The organism is Streptomyces sp. NPDC046379 (assembly GCF_055587785.1).
In genome coordinates this window covers 568,800-591,660 of record NZ_JBVJFP010000001.1, presented here as the reverse complement: position 1 = coordinate 591,660, position 22,861 = coordinate 568,800, and the positions used below count along the sequence as shown (strand labels likewise).

20 protein-coding genes are annotated in these 22,861 nt (G+C 74.8%); 7 read left to right on the top strand and 13 right to left on the bottom strand.

The genetic code is table 11. From position 1 onward, the window contains the following. The first annotated feature begins 2 nt into the window (after positions 1 to 2). Together ACZ6KF_RS02640 and ACZ6KF_RS02635 are read left to right on the top strand one after the other, a co-directional pair. Positions 3 to 446 (top strand): acyl-CoA thioesterase, encoded by a 444-nt coding sequence (locus tag ACZ6KF_RS02640; RefSeq protein ID WP_469236947.1) that lies wholly within the window; start codon positions 3 to 5, stop codon positions 444 to 446. Then, a complete protein-coding gene (locus ACZ6KF_RS02635; protein ID WP_469158497.1) occupies positions 443 to 1,120 on the top strand; it encodes a DUF8185 domain-containing protein in 678 nt (225 codons plus the stop codon). The genes ACZ6KF_RS02640 and ACZ6KF_RS02635 overlap by 4 nt, the downstream gene beginning before the upstream one ends. Before the next feature lie 39 nt (positions 1,121 to 1,159). Here ACZ6KF_RS02635 and ACZ6KF_RS02630 read toward each other — a convergent pair whose 3' ends face one another. Next, positions 1,160 to 1,573, bottom strand: coding sequence for a globin (locus ACZ6KF_RS02630; protein ID WP_356631543.1), 414 nt, complete (start codon positions 1,571 to 1,573; stop codon positions 1,160 to 1,162). Between the two features lie 100 nt (positions 1,574 to 1,673). On the opposite strand from ACZ6KF_RS02630, the gene ACZ6KF_RS02625 reads away from it, so the two are divergent. Further along, a complete protein-coding gene (locus ACZ6KF_RS02625; protein ID WP_469236945.1) occupies positions 1,674 to 2,729 on the top strand; it encodes a methyltransferase domain-containing protein in 1,056 nt (351 codons plus the stop codon). On the opposite strand, the gene ACZ6KF_RS02620 is transcribed toward ACZ6KF_RS02625, so the two are convergent. From ACZ6KF_RS02620 to ACZ6KF_RS02585, 8 genes are all read right to left on the bottom strand, one after another. After that, entirely contained in the window at positions 2,726 to 4,789 is a 2,064-nt protein-coding gene (locus ACZ6KF_RS02620; protein WP_469236942.1) for an FHA domain-containing protein, read from the bottom strand. The genes ACZ6KF_RS02625 and ACZ6KF_RS02620 overlap by 4 nt on opposite strands. A gap of 76 nt (positions 4,790 to 4,865) precedes the next feature. Further along, positions 4,866 to 6,212: a vWA domain-containing protein gene (locus ACZ6KF_RS02615; RefSeq protein ID WP_469236940.1), complete on the bottom strand. Its 1,347-nt coding sequence runs from the start codon at positions 6,210 to 6,212 to the stop codon at positions 4,866 to 4,868. Positions 6,213 to 6,313: 101 nt separating this feature from the next. After that, positions 6,314 to 7,645 carry a PP2C family serine/threonine-protein phosphatase gene (locus ACZ6KF_RS02610; protein ID WP_469236937.1) on the bottom strand — a complete coding sequence of 444 codons (1,332 nt, stop codon included), beginning with the start codon at positions 7,643 to 7,645 and terminating at the stop codon, positions 6,314 to 6,316. A gap of 3 nt (positions 7,646 to 7,648) precedes the next feature. After that, entirely contained in the window at positions 7,649 to 10,168 is a 2,520-nt protein-coding gene (locus ACZ6KF_RS02605) for a serine/threonine-protein kinase (RefSeq protein WP_469236935.1), read from the bottom strand. Between the two features lie 22 nt (positions 10,169 to 10,190). Continuing rightward, entirely contained in the window at positions 10,191 to 11,501 is a 1,311-nt protein-coding gene (locus ACZ6KF_RS02600) for a hypothetical protein (RefSeq protein ID WP_469236934.1), read from the bottom strand. Between the two features lie 73 nt (positions 11,502 to 11,574). Then, on the bottom strand, positions 11,575 to 12,594 hold the full coding sequence (locus ACZ6KF_RS02595; RefSeq protein WP_356631557.1) for a glutamate ABC transporter substrate-binding protein: 1,020 nt from the start codon (positions 12,592 to 12,594) through the stop codon (positions 11,575 to 11,577). Positions 12,595 to 12,608: 14 nt separating this feature from the next. Further along, positions 12,609 to 14,084: a hypothetical protein gene (locus tag ACZ6KF_RS02590; protein WP_469236931.1), complete on the bottom strand. Its 1,476-nt coding sequence runs from the start codon at positions 14,082 to 14,084 to the stop codon at positions 12,609 to 12,611. 285 nt (positions 14,085 to 14,369) lie between these two features. Beyond that, positions 14,370 to 15,473: a mechanosensitive ion channel family protein gene (locus ACZ6KF_RS02585; protein WP_469158504.1), complete on the bottom strand. Its 1,104-nt coding sequence runs from the start codon at positions 15,471 to 15,473 to the stop codon at positions 14,370 to 14,372. 341 nt (positions 15,474 to 15,814) lie between these two features. Here ACZ6KF_RS02585 and ACZ6KF_RS02580 point away from each other — a divergent pair, with 341 nt between their 5' ends. After that, on the top strand, positions 15,815 to 16,351 hold the full coding sequence (locus ACZ6KF_RS02580; protein ID WP_188179413.1) for an HNH endonuclease: 537 nt from the start codon (positions 15,815 to 15,817) through the stop codon (positions 16,349 to 16,351). 148 nt (positions 16,352 to 16,499) lie between these two features. Here ACZ6KF_RS02580 and ACZ6KF_RS02575 read toward each other — a convergent pair whose 3' ends face one another. Genes ACZ6KF_RS02575 through ACZ6KF_RS02565 form a run of 3 tightly spaced genes read right to left on the bottom strand, consistent with a single transcriptional unit; the run spans position 16,500 to position 19,083 of the window. Further along, entirely contained in the window at positions 16,500 to 17,819 is a 1,320-nt protein-coding gene (locus tag ACZ6KF_RS02575; RefSeq protein WP_469236928.1) for an FtsX-like permease family protein, read from the bottom strand. Further along, positions 17,816 to 18,553 (bottom strand): ABC transporter ATP-binding protein, encoded by a 738-nt coding sequence (locus tag ACZ6KF_RS02570; protein WP_469236926.1) that lies wholly within the window; start codon positions 18,551 to 18,553, stop codon positions 17,816 to 17,818. The genes ACZ6KF_RS02575 and ACZ6KF_RS02570 overlap by 4 nt, the downstream gene beginning before the upstream one ends. Then, positions 18,550 to 19,083, bottom strand: coding sequence for a PadR family transcriptional regulator (locus tag ACZ6KF_RS02565; protein WP_469174609.1), 534 nt, complete (start codon positions 19,081 to 19,083; stop codon positions 18,550 to 18,552). Before ACZ6KF_RS02565 ends, ACZ6KF_RS02570 begins: the two co-directional genes overlap by 4 nt. Before the next feature lie 133 nt (positions 19,084 to 19,216). Between ACZ6KF_RS02565 and ACZ6KF_RS02560 the strand changes: the two genes are divergently transcribed. From ACZ6KF_RS02560 to ACZ6KF_RS02550, 3 genes are all read left to right on the top strand, one after another. Further along, a complete protein-coding gene (locus tag ACZ6KF_RS02560) occupies positions 19,217 to 19,426 on the top strand; it encodes a hypothetical protein (RefSeq protein ID WP_356631569.1) in 210 nt (69 codons plus the stop codon). Continuing rightward, positions 19,427 to 21,556 (top strand): 4-alpha-glucanotransferase, encoded by a 2,130-nt coding sequence (malQ, locus tag ACZ6KF_RS02555; RefSeq protein WP_469236923.1) that lies wholly within the window; start codon positions 19,427 to 19,429, stop codon positions 21,554 to 21,556. Between the two features lie 232 nt (positions 21,557 to 21,788). Then, a complete protein-coding gene (locus ACZ6KF_RS02550; RefSeq protein ID WP_356631573.1) occupies positions 21,789 to 22,058 on the top strand; it encodes a hypothetical protein in 270 nt (89 codons plus the stop codon). A gap of 170 nt (positions 22,059 to 22,228) precedes the next feature. Here the strand turns inward: ACZ6KF_RS02550 and ACZ6KF_RS02545 are convergent, their stop codons facing one another. Beyond that, positions 22,229 to 22,819 (bottom strand): TetR/AcrR family transcriptional regulator, encoded by a 591-nt coding sequence (locus tag ACZ6KF_RS02545; RefSeq protein WP_356631575.1) that lies wholly within the window; start codon positions 22,817 to 22,819, stop codon positions 22,229 to 22,231. Between the last annotated feature and the right edge of the window lie 42 nt (positions 22,820 to 22,861).

Below are 22,861 nucleotides of genomic sequence, written 5' to 3'. Positions count from 1 at the left end.
TCTTGCGGCACATCTACCGCTGCCCACTGCGCTGGGCGGACATGGACGCGTACGGCCACGTCAACAATGTGGTGTTCCTCCGCTATCTGGAGGAGGCCCGTATCGACTTCCTGTTCCGCCCGGACAAGGACTTCCGGCAGGGGTCGGTGGTGGCGCGCCACGAGATCGACTACAAGCGGCAGCTCGTCCACCGGCACGCGCCCGTGGACATCGAGCTGTGGGTCACCCAGATCCGGGCCGCCTCCTTCACCCTCTCCTACGAGGTGAAGGACGGCGACCAGGTCTACGTCCGCGCCTCGACGGTCATCGTGCCGTTCGACTTCGAGGCGCAGCGTCCGCGCCGGATCACCGCGGAGGAGCGGGAGTTCCTGGAGGAGTACATGGACGACGCGGACGCCGCCGACGCCGGCGGCAGTGGTGGCGAGGGGGAGGCCGTCGCGGCATGACGGTGCTCCACCTCGCCGACGACGGGGAGGCCGCGGACCTCGCGGCCTTCCTGTCCCGGCTGCTCCACTACGACCGTGGAGCCGCGGTGCGCCTCCAGGCCGCGGGCACCGCGCTCGCCGTCTTCGGCCGGCCTCCGTCCTTCGAGGTGCTGGCGGTCCGCGCGGTGCGGCTGGCCAAGCCGTACGAGAACGGGCTGGACGTCACGCTGGACGTGACCGTGTCCGCAGGTGAACTGCTGGAGGCCGTGGACGGGACGGCGGCCACGGCCGCGGTCCCCGGCGCGGTCACCGGGCCGCCGTGGGCCGGGGTGCTGCCCCCGCGCGGAGGCTGGCGGACGGAGGCCGGGCTGCCCGGGGCGGACGAGCTGCGGGCGCTGGTCGCCGCGGCGGTCGCCGAATTCCGCACCAGGTCCCAGGAGTTGCCGGCCGAGAGCCGGACCCGGGCCGAACTGGACCGGATCGGGCGCGAGATATGGTCCCGGACGGTCGGACGGACCGCGCTCCCGGTGCGCGCCGTGCACGCCGCACAGTCCTTCGGCTTCGTCCGGCCCGGCACCGGCGACCAGGAGCTGGGGCTGCTCTCCTCGGGCGCCTGGCTGCGCCTGCGGACGCCGTACGGGTCGGTCGCGGTGCGGCGGGCGGGGCTGGGGGCGCTGGGCGTCAGCGTGCGCTGACGCCCGCCCGCGTCGGGGCCGGTGACGGGGCCCGTGAGGTCAGTCCGGAGTGTTGATCATCGAGGCGGCGGCGTACGTCAGGTAGTTCCACAGCGTCCGCTCGTGCTCCTCGGACAGGCCCAGCTCGTCGACGGCGTCCCGCATGTGCTTCAGCCAGGCGTCGTGCGCCGCCCGGTCGACGGCGAACGGGGCGTGGCGCATCCGCAGCCGCGGGTGCCCGCGGTTGTCGCTGTACGTCGTCGGACCGCCCCAGTACTGCATCAGGAACAGGACCAGGCGCTCCTCGGCCGGACCCAGGTCCTCCTCGGGGTACATCGGCCGCAGGATCGGGTCCTCGGCGACTCCCTCGTAGAAACGGTGGACCAGGCGGCGGAAGGTCTCCTCCCCGCCGACCTGCTCGTAGAAGGTCTGCTCCTGAAGCGTGCCGCGCCGAATCTCATTCACGCCGTCCATGGTCTCAGACGCGGGGACCGAGGTCTGCGGCCCTAGGACCACGGATACCACGAGGCGCCGGGCGCTCGCCTCGCGGCGGGAATCGCAGGACAGTGGACCCATGGGTGCGCAGGCTCTCGACACGGACACGGGCGACGACGGTCCCGAGCGCGGCGAACGCCGCGAGGGCGACTGCGAAGGGCTGGAGGCCGTCGCCGCCTCGGCGCGGGCCGCGCTGGTGCGGGAGATCGACGCCGACGGGGCCTGGGAAGCGGACCCGGTGTGGCGGGAGGCCTTCGCGGCGGTGCCCAGGCATCTCTTCGTGCCGTACTACTACGTGGGCGTCGTCGGCGGCTACGAGCGGCACTGGGGGGAGAGCCCCGATCCCGCCGCGCGTGAGCGCTGGGTGCGCGGCGCCTACGAGGACGCCCCGCTGGCCACCCGGCTGCGCGACGGCGAGCTGCTCTCCTCCAGCAGTCAGCCCTCGCTGATGGCGATGATGCTCGTCGCGCTGCAGGTGGAGGACGGCCACCGGGTGCTGGAGATCGGCGCGGGGACCGGCTACAACGCGGCCCTGCTCGCGCACCGGCTCGGCGACGGCGGTCTCGTCACGACCGTCGATCTGGAGCCGGAGATCACCGAGTCGGCGCGGCGGCACCTGGACGCCGCCGGGTACCACCCGGTCGTCGTCACCGGGGACGGCGCGCGCGGTGTGCCCGAACGCGCTCCCTACGACCGCATCATCGCCACCTGCGCCCTGCCGTCGATTCCGCGCGCCTGGCTCGCCCAGTGCCGTCCCGGCGGGCGCATCCTGACGCCGTTCGCCACCGGACTGGTCGCGCTCGACGTCCGGGGCGCCGGGCAGGCCGAGGGCCGCTTCCTGCACACGTCCGCCTTCTTCGTCCCGCTGCGTGGCGGCGCCGGGGCGGAGCCGGAACCGGCGGCGCTGGGCGGGATACCGCTGCGCGGCCGGGACAGCGACTCGTTCCGCTTCCTGGTGGCGCTGACCCGCGGCAGGCTCGACCCCCAGGAGGCGTACGCGCTGTGGGAGCGGGAGGGGGAGCCGCCGCGCGAGCGGTACGGGATCACCGTCAGCGGCGAGCACGCGTGGGCGTGGCTGGACGAACCGGAGGGGCCGTACGCCTGGCCCCTCCCGTCGTCCTCTGCGCAGCGTTAGCCGCGACGGATGGTGATCGTCGTCCAGGCGCCGACGTGGACGCGGTCGCCGTCCTGGAGCGGCACCGGCACGAAGGGCTGGATCGGCTCCTCGCCGCCGTTGACCGTGGTGCCGTTGGTCGAGTTCTGGTCGACGATCGCCCAGCTGCCGTCGGGCTGCTGCACCAGCACCGCGTGCTGGTGCGAGACGCCCGGGTCCTCCGGCGGCACCGACAGGTCGATGTCGGGGGTGTCGCCGGTGGAATGGCGGCGCCGGCCGATGGTGACCTGGTTGCCGGAGAGGGTGCGCTGCTGTTCCGGTGAGTACGCGGGCAGGTTGAGGCCCGCGGCCTCCGGGCCGGAGCGCTGCATCATCGCCATGAAGTACGCGCGGTCGGGGCCGATCGTCGCCGTCCAGGTGGCGGGCCGCTGCGGGCCGCCGGGGTGCGGGTAGCCGTAGCCGCCGGGCTGTCCCTGTCCCTGTCCCTGGCCGGGGCCGGTGTGGGAGGGCGGGGGGAGCACCCAGTCGTCGTCGGCGCCGCCGCCGAAGGGCGCGCCGCCGCCCGGCTGCTGCCGGCCCGGCTCCTGCGGGAAGCCGGGGTGAGCGGGCGGAGCGGACGGACCACCGGGCTGGTGGAACGCCTGCGGCGCGCCGGGACCGCCGGGCGGGGTGGGGCCGGGCGGCGGGGGCGCCGGCCGCGCCGGGTCGCCGCCGAAGCCAGAGGGGCCGCCGGGGCCGCCGGGCGGGCCCGGGTTGCCGAAGCCGCCGGGACCGTCCGGTCCGCCGGGACGGCCGGGGGCGCCGGGACCGGGGCCCTGCGGGCTGCCGGGTCCGCCGAAACCACCGGGGCCGCCGGGACCGTCCGGTCCACCGCGTCCGCCGTGAGCACCGGGTCCGTTGGGACCACCGGATCCCCCCGGACGACCGAAGTCACCCGGGCCGCCAGGGCCCCCGGGCCCGGGGCGCTCGCCGAACACGCCGGAGCCGCCCGGGCCCCCGAAGCCGCCGGGCCCCTCCGGCCCACCGCGCCCACCCGGCCCACCGAAGTCGCCGGGACCGCCGGGACCGCCGGGTCCGCCGGGTCCACCGCGCCCACCGGGTCCGCCGGGACCACCGGGGTTGCCGAAGCCGCCGGGACCGTCCTGCCCGCCGCGCCCGCCAGGACCGCCGGGCGCGCCCGCGCCGCCGGGTCCCCCGGGGCCGCCGGGGTTGCCGAAGCCGCCCGGTCCGTCCTGCCCGCCGCGGCCACCGGGTCCGCCCGGACCACCGAAGTCACCCGGCCCACCGAAGTCGCCGCGACCACCGGGACCGCCGGAGCCGCCAGGTCCCCCGGGGCCGGGGCGTTCGCCGAACATGCCGGACGGGCCGCCCGGGTTGCCGGGTCCTGCCGGTCCACCCGGGCCGGGGCGCTCGCCGAACGGGCCTCCCGGTCCGCCCTGGCCGCCGGGCCCTCCCGGTCCACCCGGACCGGGACGCTCACCGAACGGGCCTCCGGGCCCACCCGGACCCGGACCACCGGGGCCCTGCGGCCCGCCGGGGCCGCCGGGGTTGCCGAATCCGCCCGGTCCGTCCTGGCCCCCGCGTCCACCGGGACCGCCCGGACCACCGGGGCCTGCCGGACCACCCGGGGCCGAACCGAACGGCGGCCCCGACGGGATCGGCTCCGCCGGGCGGTTGACCTGGGACGGGCGGGAGCCCTGGTACTCGTAGGAGTCCGTCCCGCCGAACGACGGCGGCTGGAAGCGCGGTGCGGGCGTCGACGGGCGCGGGGCGGCCGGGGTGTACGACGTCGCCGTGTTGGTGAGGAAGTTCCACCGGCACTCCTCGCAGAACGGCGCGGCGCCCTCACGGGGCGTACGGCACTGCGGGCACAGCTCGGGCGGCGAATCCGGAACCGCGGACGGGTGCGGACGTCCGCCCTGTTGACCGCCGTTCGGCCCGCCGGGCGGCGGGAAGCCGTAACCGCCGGTGGGCGGCGGCGGGGGCGGGGGTGGCGGAGGCACGGCACCGGCCATGCGGTGACCGCAGACCTCGCACCAGTCGTCGGAACCCGACTGGTGTCCGTTCGGGCAGGTCGGCATGTCGGCGCTTCCCCCTCTCCTTTCCGGCCGGTGCGGCCGGATTTCTCCAACCCCCAGGGGCCGGGCTCGCTCTGTGTCACTTCTTCACGCGAACAGTCTTCGTGGACCGCGTCTCGAGCGTCATCTCGTCGGCGTCCGCGACCTTCGCCTTCAGTCGCACAGTACCTGTCGCGGCATCGACCACGTCCACCACCTTCGCAAGGAGTTTCGCCGTATCCGCGTTTCCGGAGGCGCCGGCGAGCTGAACGGCGCGGCCCAGTTTGGCCGTTGCTCCGTCCAAGTCTCCCGCTTTGCGAAGTTCCAGCCCCTGTTGGATGACCTGGGCCAGTTCGGCCTGGCCGGTGTAGTGGGCGACCTGGGGGTTGATCGACGTCGAGGCCGTCATGTCGTCGGTCCAGACGGCCCGTACGAGACCCTGCGCGCCGAGGTTGCGCACGCCGCCGTCGGGCTCCGGAACGACCAGCGAGACGCGGGCCGCGAGCATCTCCCGGCCGAGGCCGGCCGCCGGGACCTCCACGCATACGTGGTAGTCACGGGACTCGTCGCCCCAGGAACCGGTGGGATAGTCGCCGGCGCGCGGACCCGCCTCGGTGCGCCGGCCGGTCAGATCCACGACGGCGGGGGCGACCTGCTTGACGAACCTGATCGCGGTGCCCACCGGCGTCCACAACCGCAGGGAGACGTCCGCGACCTCCTTGCCCATGGCCGTCTCCATCATCCGCGTGAAGTCCGCGGCGAGACCGGCCGGGTCGGCGACGATGTCGGCGGTGCCGAGCAGGGCGGAGGCCACGCCTGTGACTTCTTTCACTTCCCAGTCGGTGCCCACGCCACGGGCGTCACAGGTGAACCGTCCCGCGCAGGCGTCGAGCGCGGCCTTCAGGTCCTGGGCCGACTCGTGCTCGTTGCGGCCGTCGGTGAGCAGGATGCCGTGCCGGATGGCGACGTCCGCCGAGGACAGCAGCCGGTCGGCCAGCCGCAGCCAGGTCCCGATGGCGGTGCCGCCCCCGGCGTGCAGCTTGCGCAGCGCCTGCTTGGCCTGAGCACGAGTGGTGGCGTCGGCGACGGCGAGCCGGCCGCCGCCCGGGTAGACCTCCGTGGCGACGTGCGTACCGCCGATCACCGCGAAGCGCACCCCGTCGCGCAGGGTGTCGACGGCCGCCGCGGTCGCGTCGCGGGCGTTGCGCATCTTGGTGGGCGGGTAGTCCATCGACCCCGAGCAGTCCACCATGATCGCCACGGCGGCGGACGGCCCCTGCCCCGGTGAGAAGAGATGCGGCGCCGTCACGGCGCTGCCGATCGTGCCGCCCCCGGTCGCGGTGACCGTGACGATCGCGTTGACCTCCCGGCCGCCCTCGGGCAGATACTCGTTCTGGTACACGTCCACCGAGAACTGCGGCACGCCGGACTTCGAGAAATTGGCCATGCGTTGTCGGATTCCCCTTGAAACGCCCCCTGCGGGGTGGGGCGATGACGAAGTGCGGACCGGCCCCCTCCGGTCCGTCGAGGCCTTCCCCGTGTACGGCCCTACGCCGATCCTGCCCCCTGCGCGGGGGCCGGGAACGGCACGACCGCCACTGTTACGTTGTCGTGGCCCCCGCCGTCGAGGGCGTGGCCGACCAGGACGCGGGCGGCGTGCAGCGGGCGTTCGGCGGCATCGGGCGGCAGCACGCGGGCCATCTCGTCGGCCGCCTCGGCGTAGTTCCACAGGCCGTCGGTGCAGACCACGACCACTCCCGGGCGGTCGGGCTTGAACGCGGCGGTGTGCGGCTCGAGTTCGTAGGCGTCCGCGCCGAGCCAGCCGGTGATCGCGTGGGCGCGCTCGTCGGCGTAGGCCTCGGCCTCGTTCATCAGGCCCGCCGCGACCATCTGCGCGGCCCACGAGTCGTCCTCGGTCAGCCGGGCCGGTACGGCCGACCGGTCCAGGGGCACCCAGTAGGCGCGGCTGTCGCCGACCCAGCCGACCACCAGCAGGCCGGCGGTGACCACCGCGCCGACCAGGGTGCAGGCGGGGGCGTTCTGGTGCGGGGCGTGCTCGCGTGCCGTCTCCGGCTCCTGCGCCAGGGCGTTGACCGCCCGGGAGGCGGCGACGATCGCCTCGTGCATGGCCTGCTGCGGGTGAGCGCCCAGCGGCAGCGCCGCCAGCAGCGACTCGCCGGCCGCGCGGGAGGCGGCGAGCGAGGCGTCGTCGGGCCGGGTCGCCGAGGAGACGCCGTCGCAGACGATCGCCACCAGGGCGGGGGAGCCGTCGGGCAGCGCGGCGTGCCCGACGCTGAACGCGTCCTCGTTGCGGTGGTGGCGCAGCCCGCGGTCGCTGACGGCGGCCACCGGGCCCGACTCCTGTTCCATGTGATCGCGTTCACGGGGCTGGGCGTGCCCGCAGTTCTGGCAGTAGCCGTCGCCGTCGACCCGGCCCACCCGGCACGCCACGCACAATGCGGCGGGCGCCACGGCCGGTTGAGCGGATCGTGCCGGTTGTACCGGTTGGGCCGATGAGGCGGGCGGCGCCGGCACGGCCGTGTCCGCCGTCTCGGCGAGGCGCGGGTCCGGGGCCTGGAGGGGGTAGTCCTCGGCCTCCAACGGGTGGTTCCCGGGCCCCGGCGGCTCCGAGGGGTACGTCGCCGGCTCCGGGGCATACCCCGTCGGCTCCGCGGCCCGGTCGAACCGCACACCGGTGGGCTCGGCGGACGGCGGCTGCGGGGCCGGGCCGTTCAGCGTGGGCGTCGGACGGTCGTCCGGCCGCGGCGGCACGGCCGACAGGTCGTACCCGCACGCACCGCAGAAACGGTCACCCGGCTCGAGCGGTTCCTCGCAGCTCGGGCACCTCGACAAGGCGGCCTGCTGGGGCATCTGCGACATCAACTACACCCATGTCCGGGGGCGGTAACGATTGGCACGTTCCACCAGCTCGATCCTCTCCTCGCCGCCCCGCGCCAGCCGGGCCAGCGTGCGGTACGAACGCTCCAGGCCGAAGCGCAGGCCCCGTTCGTCCAGGCCGCTGCCGAGCAGCGTCCGGCCCCCGGCGGCGGAAGGCGCGGAACCCTGACCACCGGAGAGTATCCAGTCCAGGGCGCACCCGAGCACCTCGGCGACCAACTGCTCCCGCCGCGCCGGGTCCAGGCGGTACGCGTCGAGCGCCTCGACCTGTGCGGCGGCGGCGGTCAGGTCCTCCAGGAAGGGTACGTCGGACCCGGCCGCCGTTCGGCGCCGCAGCCGCGCCCGCACGGCCGCCACCCGCGCGGCCGTGTAGTGGATGGACGCCTCCGGCACCGACTCCAGGGTCCGTACGGCGCTGTGCCGGTCCCCTGCCGCGAGCTGCACCCGGGCCAGCCCGAACGCCGCGCTCACACAGCTCGGGTCGGTCGCCCACACCAGACGGTAGTACTCGGCGGCGTTGTCGAGCTGGCCGAGCACCTCCGCGCACAGGCCGAGGGCCAGCTTGGGGACGGTCTCGCCGGGGAAGGCGTCGTAGATCGCGTCGAAGGCGAGCGCGGCGCCCGCGTGGTCACCGGTGCCGAGCGCGGCTACGCCCCGGTACCAGACGACCCGCCAGTCGTCCGGGCGCTCGGCCTCCAGCGCGCCGAGGGCGGTCAGCGCCGCCGCCGGGTCGCCGTTCTCCAGCCGGGCCCGGACCTGCCGCAGCCGTGTCTCGACCGACGGCGCCGGCGTCGCGGCCAGCGCGGCGAGCAGCTCGGCCGGCGCGCTGACCGGCAGGCCCGCGAGGAAGCCGGCGTTGGGGTCGGCGGGGTCGATCCGGGGGACGGGCAGCGCGAGGGACGCGGCCCCGGTGTCGACGGGCTCGACCAGCCCGGACGCGCCCCCGGACGCGGCGGCGCCCCCCGCGGCGGACCCCCGGCCCCGCCCCGCACGCGCCCCCAGCAGCGAGACCTCGCCCTCCAGCGCCGGGAACAGCTCCGTGTCCGTCACGCGCAGTTCGGGGCCGAACAGGGTCGACAACGCCGGCCGCGCCCGGCCCGTCTGGAGGGACACGACCTCCCGCAGGACGCCGGTCAGCTGCTCCGCCATCTCCTCGGCGGAGGCGAATCTGCGGTCCGGGTCGGGGTCGGTGGCGCGGACCAGCAGTCGGTAGAACGACTCGTACCGGCGGAAGACCTCGATGCGGTCGGGGTCCGGCAGGGAGTCGACGTAGACGTTGGTGTAACCCTGGAAGTCGAAGGCCAGCACCGCCAGCGTGCGGCCCACCGTGTACAGGTCGGAGGCGACGGACGGGCCGACCTCCGCGACCTCCGGGGCCTGGTAGCCGACCGTGCCGTAGATCGCCGACTCGTCGTCGTCCATGCGGCGCACCGCGCCCATGTCGATCAGCTTGAGCTGGTCCTCGGTCTGGATGGCGTTGTCGACCTTGAAGTCGCAGTACAGCAGGTTGCGGCTGTGCAGATGGCCGAGGGCCTCCAGCGCCTCGATGCCGTACGCGCAGGCCTGCTCCACCGGCAGCGGGTCACGCCGGCCGTCGGGAGTGCGGCGGGCGTTGGCGATCTCCTTGAGGGACTTGCCGCCGACGTACTCCATGACGATGTACCCGTCCAGCGAACCGGTGCGCTGGTCGAGATGCTCGACGAAGTTGTAGATCCGCACGATGTTGGCGTGCTCGATCTCGGCGAGGAAGCGCCGCTCGGAGATCGCGGCGGCCATCGCGTCCTGGTCGCCGGTGTCCAGCAGGCCCTTGAGCACCACCCACCGGTCGGAGACCGCGCGGTCCACGGCGAGGTAGATCCAGCCCAGGCCGCCGTGCGCCAGACAGCCCGCCACCTCGTACTGGCCGTGCACGATGTCACCGGCCCGCAGTTTCGGCACGAACGAGTACGGGTGACCGCACTTGGTGCAGAAGCCCTCCGTGCGGCCCGGCCGCTCCCCGCGCGCCCGGCCCACCGGCGCCCCGCAGTCGGAGCGCGAGCAGAACCGCTTGCGCTCGGGCACCTCCGGGTTCTCCAGCACCATCGAACGCGGGTCCGGCCGCGGCACCTGCGGCACCTGCACCAGCCCCGCGCCCAGCCGCCCCCGCGAGGAGGCGGAGGAGGAGGAACCGGAGCTGCGCACCGACACCGAACGGCCGGTGGTCCGCCCGGACAGCGCCTGCGACAGCCGCCCGGACACCGAACGCCGGGACCGTGAGGAGCGCGAGGACGGCGACGACGCGGAGCCCGCACCGGTGCCGCGGGCACTCCCGGTGCGCGAACTCCCGCCCGACCCATCCGTGTTCCGGCCGCCGCCCGCGACCCCGGTGGGCGGCGAGGCGACCAGGCCCGAGGGCGACACGACCGGTGCGAGGCCGCAGGTGTCGCAGTACAGCTCGCCGCCGCCCACGTCCTCGTACGATCCGTCGCAGCCGGGCCGCTGGCACCTGTCCGGTGGCTGACTCATCGCGCCGCCTCCCCCTCGTCGCTCACGCGCCCGGCCCCCGCTGCTCCTGCCGGTCCTGGGCGTCCTGCGGCCCGCCCTGGCCGGGCACCCGCGGGGCGGAGCCCAGCAGTTCGGCGGCCGCCCGCTGGTAGCGCAGCACGGCCTGCTCGGCGACGCGCAGGTCGCAGGGCGCGCTCCACAGCATCCGGCGCGCCGCGTCGTACTTCTCGACCAGCTCCGGGTCCTCGGCGAGCCCGTGCCGGGCCACCTTCGCCTTGTAGGCGTCGAGCCGGCCGCGCAGCTCGGCGCGGACCGCGAGCGGCGCGGTCACCGCGGTCAAGGACTCGCGGGCGCGCAGCAGTTCGTCCTCCGCCTTCTCCTCCAGGGACTCCAGCAGCGGGGAGAGCCGGTGCCACTGGGCGTTCCTGCGGTACTCGGCGGCCGTCGCCAGCTGCTCCTGGAGCGCGGTCGGCGGCCCGCTGACCACGGGCACCTCGGTGGCGGCGATCTTCGCCAGCACCTCGCCGCGCGCGGTGCGGGCCTCGGCGAGCGTGCGGTCCGCGCGGGAGAGCACGTCACGCAGCCTGATCAGCCGCTGCTCGGCGTCCTGGCGGACCGTCAGCACGGCGTCGATCTCCCGCCGTACGTCCTCCAGCGCGCGGGCTTCCCGGTCGTACACCGTCGTGTCGGGCCTGCCGCCGCCCGGCGCCGAACTGCCCTCGGCGGGGATCCAGTACGCCAGCGGGTCGGACACCACCTCCTCGCGCAGCCGGGTCAGCGTGCGCGTGATCCGTTCCAGGTCGTCGCCCGCCGGGTGCTCGCCGGGGCGCACGCCGACGGAGTGCGCGAGCTCGCGGGTGCGGCGCAGTTCGGCGGCGAGTAAATCGATGCGGGCGGGCAGCGCCGACCAGACCGCGTCGGCGGCGACGACCATGTCCAGCGACCGCGCGTACAGCTCGTTCATCCGGTCCACCAGCGCGGCCAGCGTGAACCGCTCGCCGAGCAGGCTGCCGCCGGAGATCGTGACGCACTCGCCGCGCAGCAGCTCGGTCAGCTCCGCCAGGTCCTCGCGGCTGGACCAGCGGCGCCGGGCGCGGATCTCGCGGGCGGAGCGCAGCGCGCCCGTGTAGGCGTCGAAGTACGACCACAGCAGGGTGATCGACTCCTCCGTGGCCTGCCACCGCTCTTTGGTCTCGCCCGTCAGCCCGGCGCCCTCGAGAAGTCTGCGGCCCGCGTGGTCCTGGAGGGCGAAGAGCGAGGTCTCGATGGCCTCGTGCTCCGCGCCGAGCCGCGCCAGCGCACGGTCCACCTCGTCCCGGTCCATCACCGGACCGGAGGCTCCCGTGTCGCCCATCGATCACCTCTCGTGTGCTGGTCCGCGTGTCGGTACTGCTGCGGCTCCGGGGCCCGGGGTCGCCGGTGGTCCGTCACCTGTAGGTCGGCGTCGGCGCCGTCGCCGACTCCGAGTCTCCGGGCAGCGTCGCCGACAGCCAGGTGTCGTACGCCGCCTTCCAGCCGCCGTCCCGACGGTAGTCCTCCAGGACGCGGTTGACCCGGCGTACCAGATCATCCGCCTCCTGATGCATGGCCACCCCGTAGTACTCGGTGGTGAACAGGCCGCCCTTCAGCTCCACCGAGGGGTCCTGCGCGGCCTGGCTCGCGGCCAGCGCGCCGTCCGTCACCACGGCGTCCACCTGGCCGAGCTGGAGCCGGACGAGGCAGTCGAGCTGGTTGGGGACGGTGGTGGAGATGTCGGTGGAGGCGTCGAGCACGCCGGCCTTCCTGTCCGCGGCCAGCTTGTCGTACGCCGTCGAACCGGCCGCCGAGCAGATCCGCTTGCCGTCGAGCGTGTCGTCGTACCCCGTGACCGGCGAGGACTTGGGGGCGAGGACCTGCTGGCCGGTGGTGAAGTAGGGCGCGGAGAAGGCGACGTCCTTCAGGCGGGCGCAGGTGATGGTCATGGTGCGCACGACCATGTCGACCTGGCCGCTCTCGATCGCGGCGATGCGCTCGTTGGTGGGGATCGCCTTGAAGCGTATGCGGTCGGCGTCGCCGAGCAGTTCCCGCGCTATACGGCGCGCGAGGTCGATGTCGAAGCCCTCCAACTCGACGTCCCGCGCGGTGCTGTTGGGGTCGCGGTAGCCCCAGCGGTAGCTGTTCTGGTCGACGCCGACGACGAGGTGGCCGCGCCGCTCGATCTCCGCGATCTTCGCGCCGTCGGCGGTGGCGGACGGGGCGAGGGACTGGTCCTGCGGGTTCTCGCACTGCTCGGCCCTGGCGTGGGTGCCGTCGGCGACGCCCCGGCCGCCGAGGCCGGTGCTGCCGTCGCCGTGCGGCCGGGCGTGCGGCAGGTGCAGGGCGAAGGCGACCGCGAGGGCGCAGACGATCGCCATCGCGCCCACGCCGCCCCAGCCCCTGATGCTGGCCCGCAGGCGTCGTGCGAGCATGGTCGCGCCCCCCATCACCGGTACTCCGAAAGCCTGCGGCCGATGCCGAGCAGCGCGCCGGCCGCGCCCAGCACCGCGAGCGCCGCCGTGCCGAGGGGCAGTCCGGTCATCGCGTCGCGTCCGTCGCCCGCCGCCTGTTCGAACTCGCGTTCCTCGTGGGCCAGGGCTGTCGCGAGGTTGTCGTCGACGCTGTCGAAGCACTCGCCGGTCGGCTCGTCGGCCTTGGAGCCGATGACCTTCTTGAGGGCGTCCTGGTAGTCGCCGCGGTCGTCGGCCTCGCGGGCCTCGCGGTGGCGGTCCTGCCAGACCTTCATCGCGCCGCCCGCCGCTCGCACGGGACGGGCGCCGTCCGTGTCGTCGGCGAGGTCCCCGGCCTTCTGCAATCCGTCGGCGAGCTGCCGCATCGAGGTGCGGAACTCGACGTCGAACTTGTCCTCGAACTCGCCGGGCGCGGTCTCGACGGTCTCCGCGCCGCGGCTGACCAGGGTGAGGTTCTCGTTGCCCCGCGCCTTGAGGGAGGCGATGCGGGCGTCGTGGAGGACGTTGAGGGAGCGCACGCCGTGATCGTAGGAGTCGTGCAGGCCCGCGCGGGCGACGGTGTGCCCGACGACGAGCCAGAGCAGGACGGCGGCGGTGGCGGCGGTGGCGGCGACCATGCCGCGGTTCAGGACGCGGTGGGTGCGGCGGTACTCGCGTCGCTGCGCCCACAGGAGCGCGGCGAGGGCCAGGACGCCGAGGGCCAGGGCCGCCCAGGGGTAGGGGGTGGCGTGCCCGTAGTCGGCGCGCAGGCGGGTGTTCTCGCTCGCGTAGAGCCGCTCGGCCTCCGGGAGCATCTCCTTCTGCATGGTGTCGTTCGCGTAGCGCAGGTAGGCGCCGCCCAGGGGGTAGCCCTGGCGGTGGTTGGCGCGGGCGCGCTCGACGAGGCCCTTGTACTCGGGCAGGAGCCGGTTCAGCTTGGCGATGCTCGCGGCGGCGGCGGAGCCGGGGTCGGAGCTGTGGGCGGCGGTGACGAGGCGGGCGGCCGCGGTGCGGACGCCGCGCTCGTAGCGCTCGCGGGTTTCTGCCGGTTCCTGGCCGCCGGCCAGGAAACCGCTGGACGCGGCGGTGTTGGCGTCCGCGAGCGACTGGTAGATGTCGGCGGCGGCGGAGCTGAGCGGCTGGCTCTTGCCCAGCACGTCGTCGGCCGCGGCGGCCCGCTCGGTGGTCTGCCAGGCGGCGACCGCGCCGAACGCCACGACCAGCAGGGCGAGGACGGCGCCGATGACGCGCAGCCGGCCCGGTTCGGTGGTGGCGGCCGACCGCAGCCGGTCGACGCCCTCGGCGAACGCGGTGCGGCGGGCGGGAGGCACGGCCGACGGGCCGGGCGACGGTGCGGGGCCGGCGGGGGCCGTGCGGGCGTACGGCGCCGGGCCCGCCTGGGCCGGGATGCCGGGCGTCGTGGGCGCGCCGGGGCCCTGCGGCGGTGCGCTGCCGCTCGGCGGGTGTGCCACTGTTGACCTCCCCCATGGTCATCCGTCGCCGCAAGTATCCCCGCGGGGACCGGGAATCCGCACCGGCCTTACGGGATCTTGATCGGCAACGCGGCCGCCCGGTGGTGCAGTGCCCCCTGCCCATGAATACGCCGCCCGAGCCGGTTCGGTTCCCCCGCCGCCATTTCCTCTCTTCCGCCGTGGTCGGCGTCGCCGGCGGTGTGACCGGCCGTGCCCGCCGTGCTCGGAGGCGTCGGCGGCGTGGCAGTTACTTGGTCATGCTCGGAGGCGTCGGCGGCGTGGCAGTTACTTCGTCGTGCCCGGCGGCGGCAGCGGGGTGGCCGCCTGGGCCTGCGGGGAGGCGGTGTTGGCGTAGGCGGACGGGGCCGCCATGGCCGCCGTGGGGTCGGCGGCCGGCTCGTCCTCCGGCTGGGCCGGGAGGCCGCCGACGATGCGGATGCCCTCCGCGTCGAAGCGGCGCTTGATCCGCCAGCGCAGCTCGCGCTCGACGGTCAGGGACTTGCCGGGCATGGTCTTCGCGGAGACGCTCACGACCATCGAGTCGAGCAGGACGCTGTCCAGGCCCAGGATCTCGACGGGGCCCCACAGCATCTCGTTCCAGGGCTCCTCCTTGCCGAACGCCTCGCCCACCTCCGACAGCACGGCCTTGACCCGGTCCAGGTCCTCCGACGGCCGCACCGTGACGTCGACGCCGGCCGTGGCCCAGCCCTGGGAGAGGTTGCCGACCCGCTTGACCTCGCCGTTGCGGACGTACCAGATCTCGCCCTTGTCGCCGCGCAGCTTGGTCACCCGCAGCCCGACCTCGATGACCTCGCCGGAGGCGACGCCCGCGTCGATCGTGTCGCCGACGCCGTACTGGTCCTCCAGGATCATGAACACGCCGGAGAGGAAGTCGGTCACCAGGTTGCGCGCGCCGAAGCCGATGGCCACGCCCGCGACGCCCGCCGACGCCAGCAGCGGCGCGAGGTTGATCTGGAAGGTGGACAGCACCATCAGCGCGGCCGTGCCGAGGATGACGAAGCTCGCGACCGACCGCAGCACGGAGCCGATCGCCTGGGAGCGCTGCCGTCGGCGCTCCACGTTCACCAACAGGCCGCCGATCGCCGTGCCGTCCACCGACGGCACGCTGCGGTTCATCCGGTCGATCAGCTTGGTGATCGCCCGCCGCACCATCACCCGCAGCACGGCCGCGACCACCACGATCAGCAGCACGCGCAGGCCGATCGCGAGCCAGGTGGACCAGTTCTCCTCCACCCAGCCGGCCGCGTGCGTCGCGCTCTCCTGGGCGTCCCGGAGGGTGGGCACCGACGGGGCGGTCCCGGACGGCGACGGGGACGGCGCAGGCGACGAACCGGCGACGGCGGCGAACAGGGCGGTGGGCAGGGACACGGCAGGTACCTCCAGGTGCAGCGGTCTGCCTCCGGTACGCACGGGTTGCGGTCGCAAAGGTCACGGAAAGATCACCGGGCGGGCAGGCCATCCACACTAACGGGGCATTCCGCGGGCATCCGTCGGGGTGTTCGAGGGAGAGAGCGCGTACATGTGGGGATGAACTGGGGGATTGGCCGGTGGGACGATCCGTTCATGCTCCCGGGGAGGAATCCGATGTGGTCGAAAACACTCCCAGCCCGTTACCGGGACATGGTGGCGCATTCACCTGGCCTGAGGGGAGACTGACTGCAGATCGTCCCGGCGCGAGCCACGCGCCGCCGGCGTACAAGGAGGCATCCGTGCCGCATGTCCTGGTCCTCAACGCGTCGTACGAGCCGCTCGGCGTCGTACCGCTCCGCCGCGCGCTCGTCCTCGTCCTCGAGAACAAGGCCGTCTGCCTCGAGGAGTCCGGCGCCTATCTGCACAGCGCGACCGTCACAGTCCCCGCACCCAGCGTGGTCCGGCTCAAGCGATTCGTACGGGTTCCCTACCGGGGGCCCGTTCCTCTGACCCGCCGGGCGCTGTTCGCCCGCGACGGGGGCCGGTGCATGTACTGCGGTGGCGTCGCAACCAGCGTCGACCACGTCATCCCGCGCTCACGCGGGGGCAAACACGTCTGGGACAACGTGGTGGCCTCGTGCCGCCGCTGCAATCACGTCAAGGCCGACCGCCACCTCGTCGAACTGGGCTGGCGCCTGCGCCACAAGCCGGCCCCGCCCACCGGTCTGGCCTGGCGCATCATCGGCACCGGCCACCGGGACCCGCGCTGGCTGCCGTACCTCCAGCCGTACGGCGCGGACGACGCCCTGGCCCGGATCGACGGCATCTCCGCCTGACGCGATCCGGGCTTTCGTATGCCCGGGGGCTGCGCCCGCGGCCCTCGGGCGGGCGCCGGTCGAGGCGTGAGCCGAGGGCCGGGATCGCCGACGGCGAGCCGGCGCGGCCGGGGCGACCCCCGTCCGCCCCGTCGTGCCCGCCCGCCGGTCACGCGTACCGCAGTTCCTCCGGACGCAGCGTCCGCCGCAGGAACGGCAGCGACGTGGCCGCCGTCAGAAGGCACACCGCGTACACGCCCACCGGCACCAGCAGAGCCGCCCACGGCACCGAGCCGTAGCCCGTGCCGATGGCCATGCCGCCCAGGCCCGCCAGGAGGACGGCCGGGGCCAGGGGGAGGGCGGTCTCCAGGAGCAGGGCGCGTCCCAGCACCGCCCGCGGGACGCCGGCCGCCGCCTGTGCGGCCAGGCCGCGGCGCCGGCTCGCCAGTGACTCGGCGGTGCCCACGGCCAGGGAGAGCAGGGTGATCGCCAGCGCGACCCCGATCGCGGCGGCCGTCAGATCGAGGCCGGTGGTGTAGAAGGCGCGGTCCAGGTACTGCGGCTTGTCCAGGACGTCCAGCAGGGACCGGCGGATGCCGACGAAGGCCGTGCCGGTCAGGGTCACCAGCAGGACCGCCGCGTGGGTGCGGGCCGCCGCCCACGGGTCGGCGCGCAGCCGTTCCGCCGCGATGAGGACCGCCGCGTCGTCCGTACGGGCCGCCAGCCATGCCCCGGTCAGCCTCGCCGTCGCGCCGGCCAGCCACAGCACGGCCGTCCCGGTCGCCACGAGCAGCACGAACACGAGCAGCGGCCCCGAAGCGCCGGACCGGCCGCCCGGCCCGTCGGACAGGGCGGCGTACGCCCCGAGCGCCGCGCCCACGAACAGCAGCACCCCCAGCACGAACAGCACCCCCGGCCCGCGCCGTGGCCGCACCCGGCGCACCCATCCCAGCGGCGAGGCCACCACCCGGCGCAGCGCCAGCACGCTCACCAGCGCCCCCACCACCGGCACCGCGACCGCCACCAGCGCGATGCCGGCCCACGCCCACACGGACGGCGACCCCCACCGCACCAGCAGGACCAGCACCGAGAACACCGTCCCGACCACCGACCCCGCCAGACACGTCAGCCCCGCCTCGGCCCCCGCGATCCGCCGCACCTGCCACGGCGAGGCGCCCGCCAGCCGCAGTCCGGCCAGCCGCCGGTCCCGGTGCACCGCGCCGATCCGGGCGCACTGGCCCAGGAATCCGAACACGGGGATGAGCAGGAGCAGCAACGCCGTCACCACGCCCTGCCGCTCTCCGGGGCGGTCCAGCAGGCCGTGGGCGATCCCGACGTCGTGCCACCCGCGCAGCGACGCCAGCACCACGGCGGTCAGCGCGAAGCCGGCCGCGAGCAGCGCGCCCAGCGCCGTGAGCACGATCCGCCACCACTCGTGCCGGTCGGAGCCGAGCACCAGCAGCCGGGCCAGTCGCAGGTCCGCGCTCACCGGCCCGCCTCCGCCCGGTGGGTGTCCGCGACGGCGACGGCACCGTCGTGCAGTGTGATCTCACGGTCCGCGTACGCGGCGACCCGCGCGTCGTGCGTGATCAGCAGCACGGAGGCGCCCGCCTCGCGGGCCGTGTGCACCAGGACGGTCATCACCTGCTCGCCGGCCAGCGAGTCCAGGGCGCCGGTCGGCTCGTCGGCGAAGACCACCTTCGGGCCGGTCACCAGCGCCCGCGCCAGCGCCACCCGCTGCGCCTGCCCGCCGCTCAGCTCGCCCGGCCGCAGCTCCTGCTGCCCCCGCACCCCGAACCGCTCCAGCCACTCCCCGGCCCGCGCCCGCGCCTTGCCGCGCCCGGTCCCGGCCAGCAGCAGCGGCAGGGCGACGTTGTCGATCGCGGTCAGCTCGGGGATCAGCTGCCCGAACTGGAACACCACCCCGAACTCCGTGCGCCGAAGCTCGCTCAGCCGCTCCTCGGGCAGCTGGTCGACGCGCTCGCCGGCGTAGGTCACCGCGCCCTCGTCGGGCCGGACGATGCCGGCCAGGCAGTGCAGCAGCGTGGACTTCCCACTGCCGCTCGCGCCGGTCACGGCGAGGATCTCGCCGGCGGCCAGCTCGACCGAGGCGCCGCGCAGGGCCTTGGCCGCGCCGTGCGCCTTGACCAGGCCGCGGGCCGCGAGCAGGGGCGTCGCCCCGGCCGCGCGGGCGACGCTCCCGGTGGTGAAGTCTGCGCTCATGTCTTGTCTACCTCCGCGGTGAGGGGAGCGAGCCGGGCGGCGGTGGTGGTCATCCAGCGCAGGTCGGCGTCGAGGTGGGTGAGGGCGTAGTCGGCGGACAGGACCGTCGAGAGGTCGGCGCCGACGGCGGTCTTCACGGCCGTCAGCTCGCGCATCCGCGCCATGTGCGCGGCGCGCTGGTCGCGCAGGTAGCCCTCCGGGTCGCCCGCGGCGAGGATCGCCACGACGACCTTGGCGAAGATCTCGTTGGCGACGAACGGCGCGGGCGGCGTGACCTCCCTCACCCAGCGGGCCAGTTCGTCGGCGCCCTTGGCCGTGGCGCGGTACAGCGTGCGCTCGGGGCCGTGGTCGGCGTCGGTGCCCTCGACCTCGGCCAGTCCGTCGCGGACCAGCCGCTGCAGGGTTGTGTACACCTGCCCGTAGGCCAGCGGTCGGGCCTGCGGGAAGCGTGCGTCGTGCCGTCGCTTGAGGTCGTAGCCGTGGCTGGGACCCGTGGCGAGCAGCCCGAGCAGTATGTGGCGGGTGCTCATGATCCTCAGTATGTACTGAGTACATGTACTGAGTGAATAGCTCAGAAGGATGAATCGGATCGGAAACTGAGGGCGTCTGCCTCCGCGTTGGCTGGGTAGGGCTTGCGCATACGCAACCGACGAAGGAGGCCACATGGCCGCGTCCGCCCAACTGCTGCTGTCGGCACTGTCCAAACGCCCGGCGGAGCCGTCCGCCCTCCCCGCCCCCCACGCGTGCGCCTTCAGCGCCGAAGGCGCCTGCTCCGAGGCCCCCCTGACCAGCGAACCACCGCTCCCCGACGCCGAGCCCCTCACCAGCGAGCCCCCGCTCGCCACCCCGGACGCCGACTGCGCGAGGCCGTAGATGACCGCACCCCGCCCGGCCGACCCTCCCGGCGACGACCTGCGCGCCCTCGCCGAACTGCACGGCGTGGCCCCCTCCTACCGCCCCTCGCCCGACCGCACGGTCACCGCCTCCGCCGCCGCGCTCACCCGCACCCTCGCCGCCCTCGGCGTCGACGCGAGCACCCCCGCGGCCACCCGCGCAGCCCTCGCCGCCCGCCGCGACGAACTCGCCGGGCGCCTGCTGCCGCCGACGGTCGTCTGCTGGGAGGGAGCCGGCCCGCCCCCGGCACTGACCGCCCTGCCCGAGGGCACCCGGCTGCGCGTCGAGACCGAGCAGGGCGAGACCCGGTCCGCCGTCGAGGGACTCCCGCCCGGCGTCCACCGGCTGACCGCCGCCGCGCCCGACGGCCGCACCGCCGAGGCCCACCTGATCGCCGCCCCGGCCCGGCTGCCCACGCCCACGGGACGCTCGTACGGCCTCCTGGTCCAGCTCTACTCCCTGCTCTCGCACCGCTCCTGGGGCATGGGCGACCTCGGCGACCTCGGCGAGCTGACCGCCTGGGCCGGACGCGCCCTCGGCGCCGGGTTCATCCAGGTCAACCCGCTGCACGCGGCCGTACCCGGCGCCCCCACCGACCCCTCCCCCTACCGGCCCTCCTCCCGCCGCTTCCCCGACCCGGTGCACCTGCGGATCGAGGACGTCCCCGAGTACGCCCACGCCACCCGCGCGGACGACCGCGAACGGCTCCTCGCGCTGACCGAACGGGCCGGCCGGCTGCGCGAGAGCGTGCTGGAGAAGGGCGAACTGATCGACCGCGACGCCGTGTGGGAACTGAAGCGCGCGGCGCTCGAACTGCTGCACGAGGTGCCCCTCGGTCCCGGCCGCACCGCCGCCTACGGCGACTTCCTCGCCGCACAGGGCCGCGCCCTGGAGGACCACGCCACCTGGTGCGCGCTCGCCGAGATCCACGGCCCCGACTGGCACACCTGGCCCGCCGGCCTGCGCGACCCCCGCTCACCGCAGACCGCGCGCGCCCGCCGGGAGCTGATGGACCGGGTCGACTTCTGGTCCCGGCTCGCCTGGCTCACCGATGCCCAGCTCACCGCCGCCCAGCGCACCGCGCGCGAGGCCGGGATGCCGGTCGGCATCGTGCACGACCTCGCCGTCGGCGTGCACCCGCGCGGCGCCGACGCCTGGGCGCAGCAGCACTACTTCGCCGCCGGCATGTCGGTCGGCGCCCCGCCCGACGCCTTCAACGCCCGCGGCCAGGACTGGGGCCTGCCCCCCTGGCGGCCCGACCGCCTCGCCGAGTCCGGCTACGCCCCCCTGCGCGACCTGCTGCGCGCCCTGTTCCGCTACGCCGGCGCACTGCGCGTCGACCACGTGATGGGCCTGTTCCGGCTGTGGTGGGTGCCGCAGGGGCTGCCGCCGACCGAGGGCGCCTACGTCCGCTACGACGCCGAGGCCATGCTCGCCGTGGTGGTGCTGGAGGCCTCGCGGGCCGGGGCGCTGGTGATCGGGGAGGACCTGGGCACCGTGGAGCCGGGCGTACGGGAGACGCTGCGCGAGCGCGGGGTGCTCGGCACGTCCGTGCTGTGGTTCGAACGGGACTGGGACGGCGACGGCCGGCCCCTGCCCCCCGAGGACTGGCGCGCCGACTGCCTCGCCACCGCGACCACCCACGACCTGCCGCCCACCGCCGCCCGGCTCGGCGGCGAGCACGTCGAACTGCGCGACCGTCTCGGCCTGCTCACCCGCCCGGTGACCGACGAACGGGCGGAGGCCGCCGCCGACACCGGCGAGTGGCTGGAGCTGCTGTCCGGGCTGGGCCTGCTGCGGGGCGGCGGCGGCGCGGGCACCGCGTCGGAGGAGGCCGGCATCCAGGCCGTTCACCGCTTCCTGCTGCGCACCCCGGCCCGGCTCGTCGGCGTCTGGCTCCCGGACGGCATCGGTGACCGGCGTCCGCAGAACCTGCCGGGGACCTGGGACGAGTATCCGAACTGGCGGCTGCCGATCGCGGACGGCGAGGGGCGCCCCGTGCCGCTGGAGGAACTGGCCGCCTCGCCGCGGCTGCGGGCGCTGATGGAGGTGCTGCGGGAGGAGGGGGGTGCGGCGCACCGTCCTGAACGCGGACTGCCACCGTCCTGAACGCGGACTGCCGTCCTGAACGCGAACTGGCGTCCTGAACGCGGGACGCCGGGCTGCGGCGGGGCGGCGGTACGCCCTCCTGACGCCGGACGGCGGCGGGGGCGGTGGCGCGCTGTCCTGGACGTGGGACGTGTGACGCGGGACACCGGACGCCGGACGTGTGACGCCGGTGCGGGCCCGCTACGGCACCCCGGCCGCGCGGGCCCGCACCGGGTTCGGTACTTTTGGCACCGTGGACAAGAAGAACGCCCTGCGCGTCGGCGCCCTGGCCGCCGGTACGACGCTGATGATGCTGCTCATGTCGTCCCCCGCGCTCGCGCTCACCCGCGACGACGGCGACGACCCCGGCACGGGCCTGAGCGTCGTCGAGACGCTGGGCCTCTACGTCGTGGCCCCGCTCGTGCTGTTCGCGGTCATCGCCGGTCTGGTGATGGTCCTGGACAGGTCGCACGACCGGAAGGACCCGACCAGCTCCAACATCACCACCAAGGCCAACGTCTAGCCGACAGCCGAACACCCGGCATCGTCCGGCCTGCGGACGCCGCACGCGTTTCCGAGGGCGCCGTCCCCTCCTTCGTACCCCTGCGCATCGCGCGGTACGAGGGTGGGGAGGGCGCCCTCGGCGTGTTTCCGCCTCCTGCGAGGTCGCCTTCGAGGTCGCCCTCGCCTTGCTCAGGGGCTCGGTGCGGTGAGGTAGCGCTGCACCGTCGGGGCCAGCCAGGCGACGATCTCCTCGCGGGTCAGCTCCACGGCGGGCGGGAAGCGCAGGACGAAACGGGTGAGCGCCAGCCCGAGCAGCTGCGTCGCGAACAGCGCGGTGCGGGCGGGGACCTGTTCCGGGTCGGGGCAGACCTGCCGGGCCGCCGGCAGCAACTGCTCCCGGAAGATGCCCTGCATCCGCTCGGCACCGGAGCTGCTGGTCGCGCCGACCCGGAGGAGGGCGGTCAGCACCTCGTTGTCCTCCCAGGTGTCGAGGAAGTGCTCGACGAGGGCGCGGCCGATCTCGGCGCGGGGGAGTGCCGCGAGGTCGGGGAGTTTCAGGTCGACGGCGACGGCCGCGGCGAAGAGGCCCTCTTTGTTGCCGTAGTAGCGCATGACCATCGACGGGTCGATGTTCGCGTCCTTGGCGATGGCCCGGATGGTGGCCCGCTCGTATCCGTCGGCGGCGAAGCGCTCGCGCGCGGCGGCGAGGATCGCGGTACGGGTGGTGTCGGAGCGGCGGGGGGCCGGGGCGGCCGGGGGCTCCTGCTGATCGGCTGACATGCCGCCGACTTTAGGCCAACCGCTGTTGGACAACAAGTGTTG

What these genes read in the sequence shown, in the direction of transcription:
- ACZ6KF_RS02635 (WP_469158497.1), top strand. Translation starts at nt 443, where the DNA reads ATGACGGTGCTCCACCTCGCCGACGACGGGGAGGCCGCGGACCTCGCG.
- ACZ6KF_RS02630 (WP_356631543.1), bottom strand. Translation starts at nt 1,573, where the DNA reads ATGGACGGCGTGAATGAGATTCGGCGCGGCACGCTTCAGGAGCAGACC.
- ACZ6KF_RS02625 (WP_469236945.1), top strand. Translation starts at nt 1,674, where the DNA reads ATGGGTGCGCAGGCTCTCGACACGGACACGGGCGACGACGGTCCCGAG.
- ACZ6KF_RS02620 (WP_469236942.1), bottom strand. Translation starts at nt 4,789, where the DNA reads ATGCCGACCTGCCCGAACGGACACCAGTCGGGTTCCGACGACTGGTGC.
- ACZ6KF_RS02615 (WP_469236940.1), bottom strand. Translation starts at nt 6,212, where the DNA reads ATGGCCAATTTCTCGAAGTCCGGCGTGCCGCAGTTCTCGGTGGACGTG.
- ACZ6KF_RS02610 (WP_469236937.1), bottom strand. Translation starts at nt 7,645, where the DNA reads ATGTCGCAGATGCCCCAGCAGGCCGCCTTGTCGAGGTGCCCGAGCTGC.
- ACZ6KF_RS02605 (WP_469236935.1), bottom strand. Translation starts at nt 10,168, where the DNA reads ATGAGTCAGCCACCGGACAGGTGCCAGCGGCCCGGCTGCGACGGATCG.
- ACZ6KF_RS02600 (WP_469236934.1), bottom strand. Translation starts at nt 11,501, where the DNA reads ATGGGCGACACGGGAGCCTCCGGTCCGGTGATGGACCGGGACGAGGTG.
- ACZ6KF_RS02595 (WP_356631557.1), bottom strand. Translation starts at nt 12,594, where the DNA reads ATGCTCGCACGACGCCTGCGGGCCAGCATCAGGGGCTGGGGCGGCGTG.
- ACZ6KF_RS02570 (WP_469236926.1), bottom strand. Translation starts at nt 18,553, where the DNA reads ATGAGCGCAGACTTCACCACCGGGAGCGTCGCCCGCGCGGCCGGGGCG.
- ACZ6KF_RS02565 (WP_469174609.1), bottom strand. Translation starts at nt 19,083, where the DNA reads ATGAGCACCCGCCACATACTGCTCGGGCTGCTCGCCACGGGTCCCAGC.
- ACZ6KF_RS02560 (WP_356631569.1), top strand. Translation starts at nt 19,217, where the DNA reads ATGGCCGCGTCCGCCCAACTGCTGCTGTCGGCACTGTCCAAACGCCCG.
- malQ (WP_469236923.1), top strand. Translation starts at nt 19,427, where the DNA reads ATGACCGCACCCCGCCCGGCCGACCCTCCCGGCGACGACCTGCGCGCC.
- ACZ6KF_RS02545 (WP_356631575.1), bottom strand. Translation starts at nt 22,819, where the DNA reads ATGTCAGCCGATCAGCAGGAGCCCCCGGCCGCCCCGGCCCCCCGCCGC.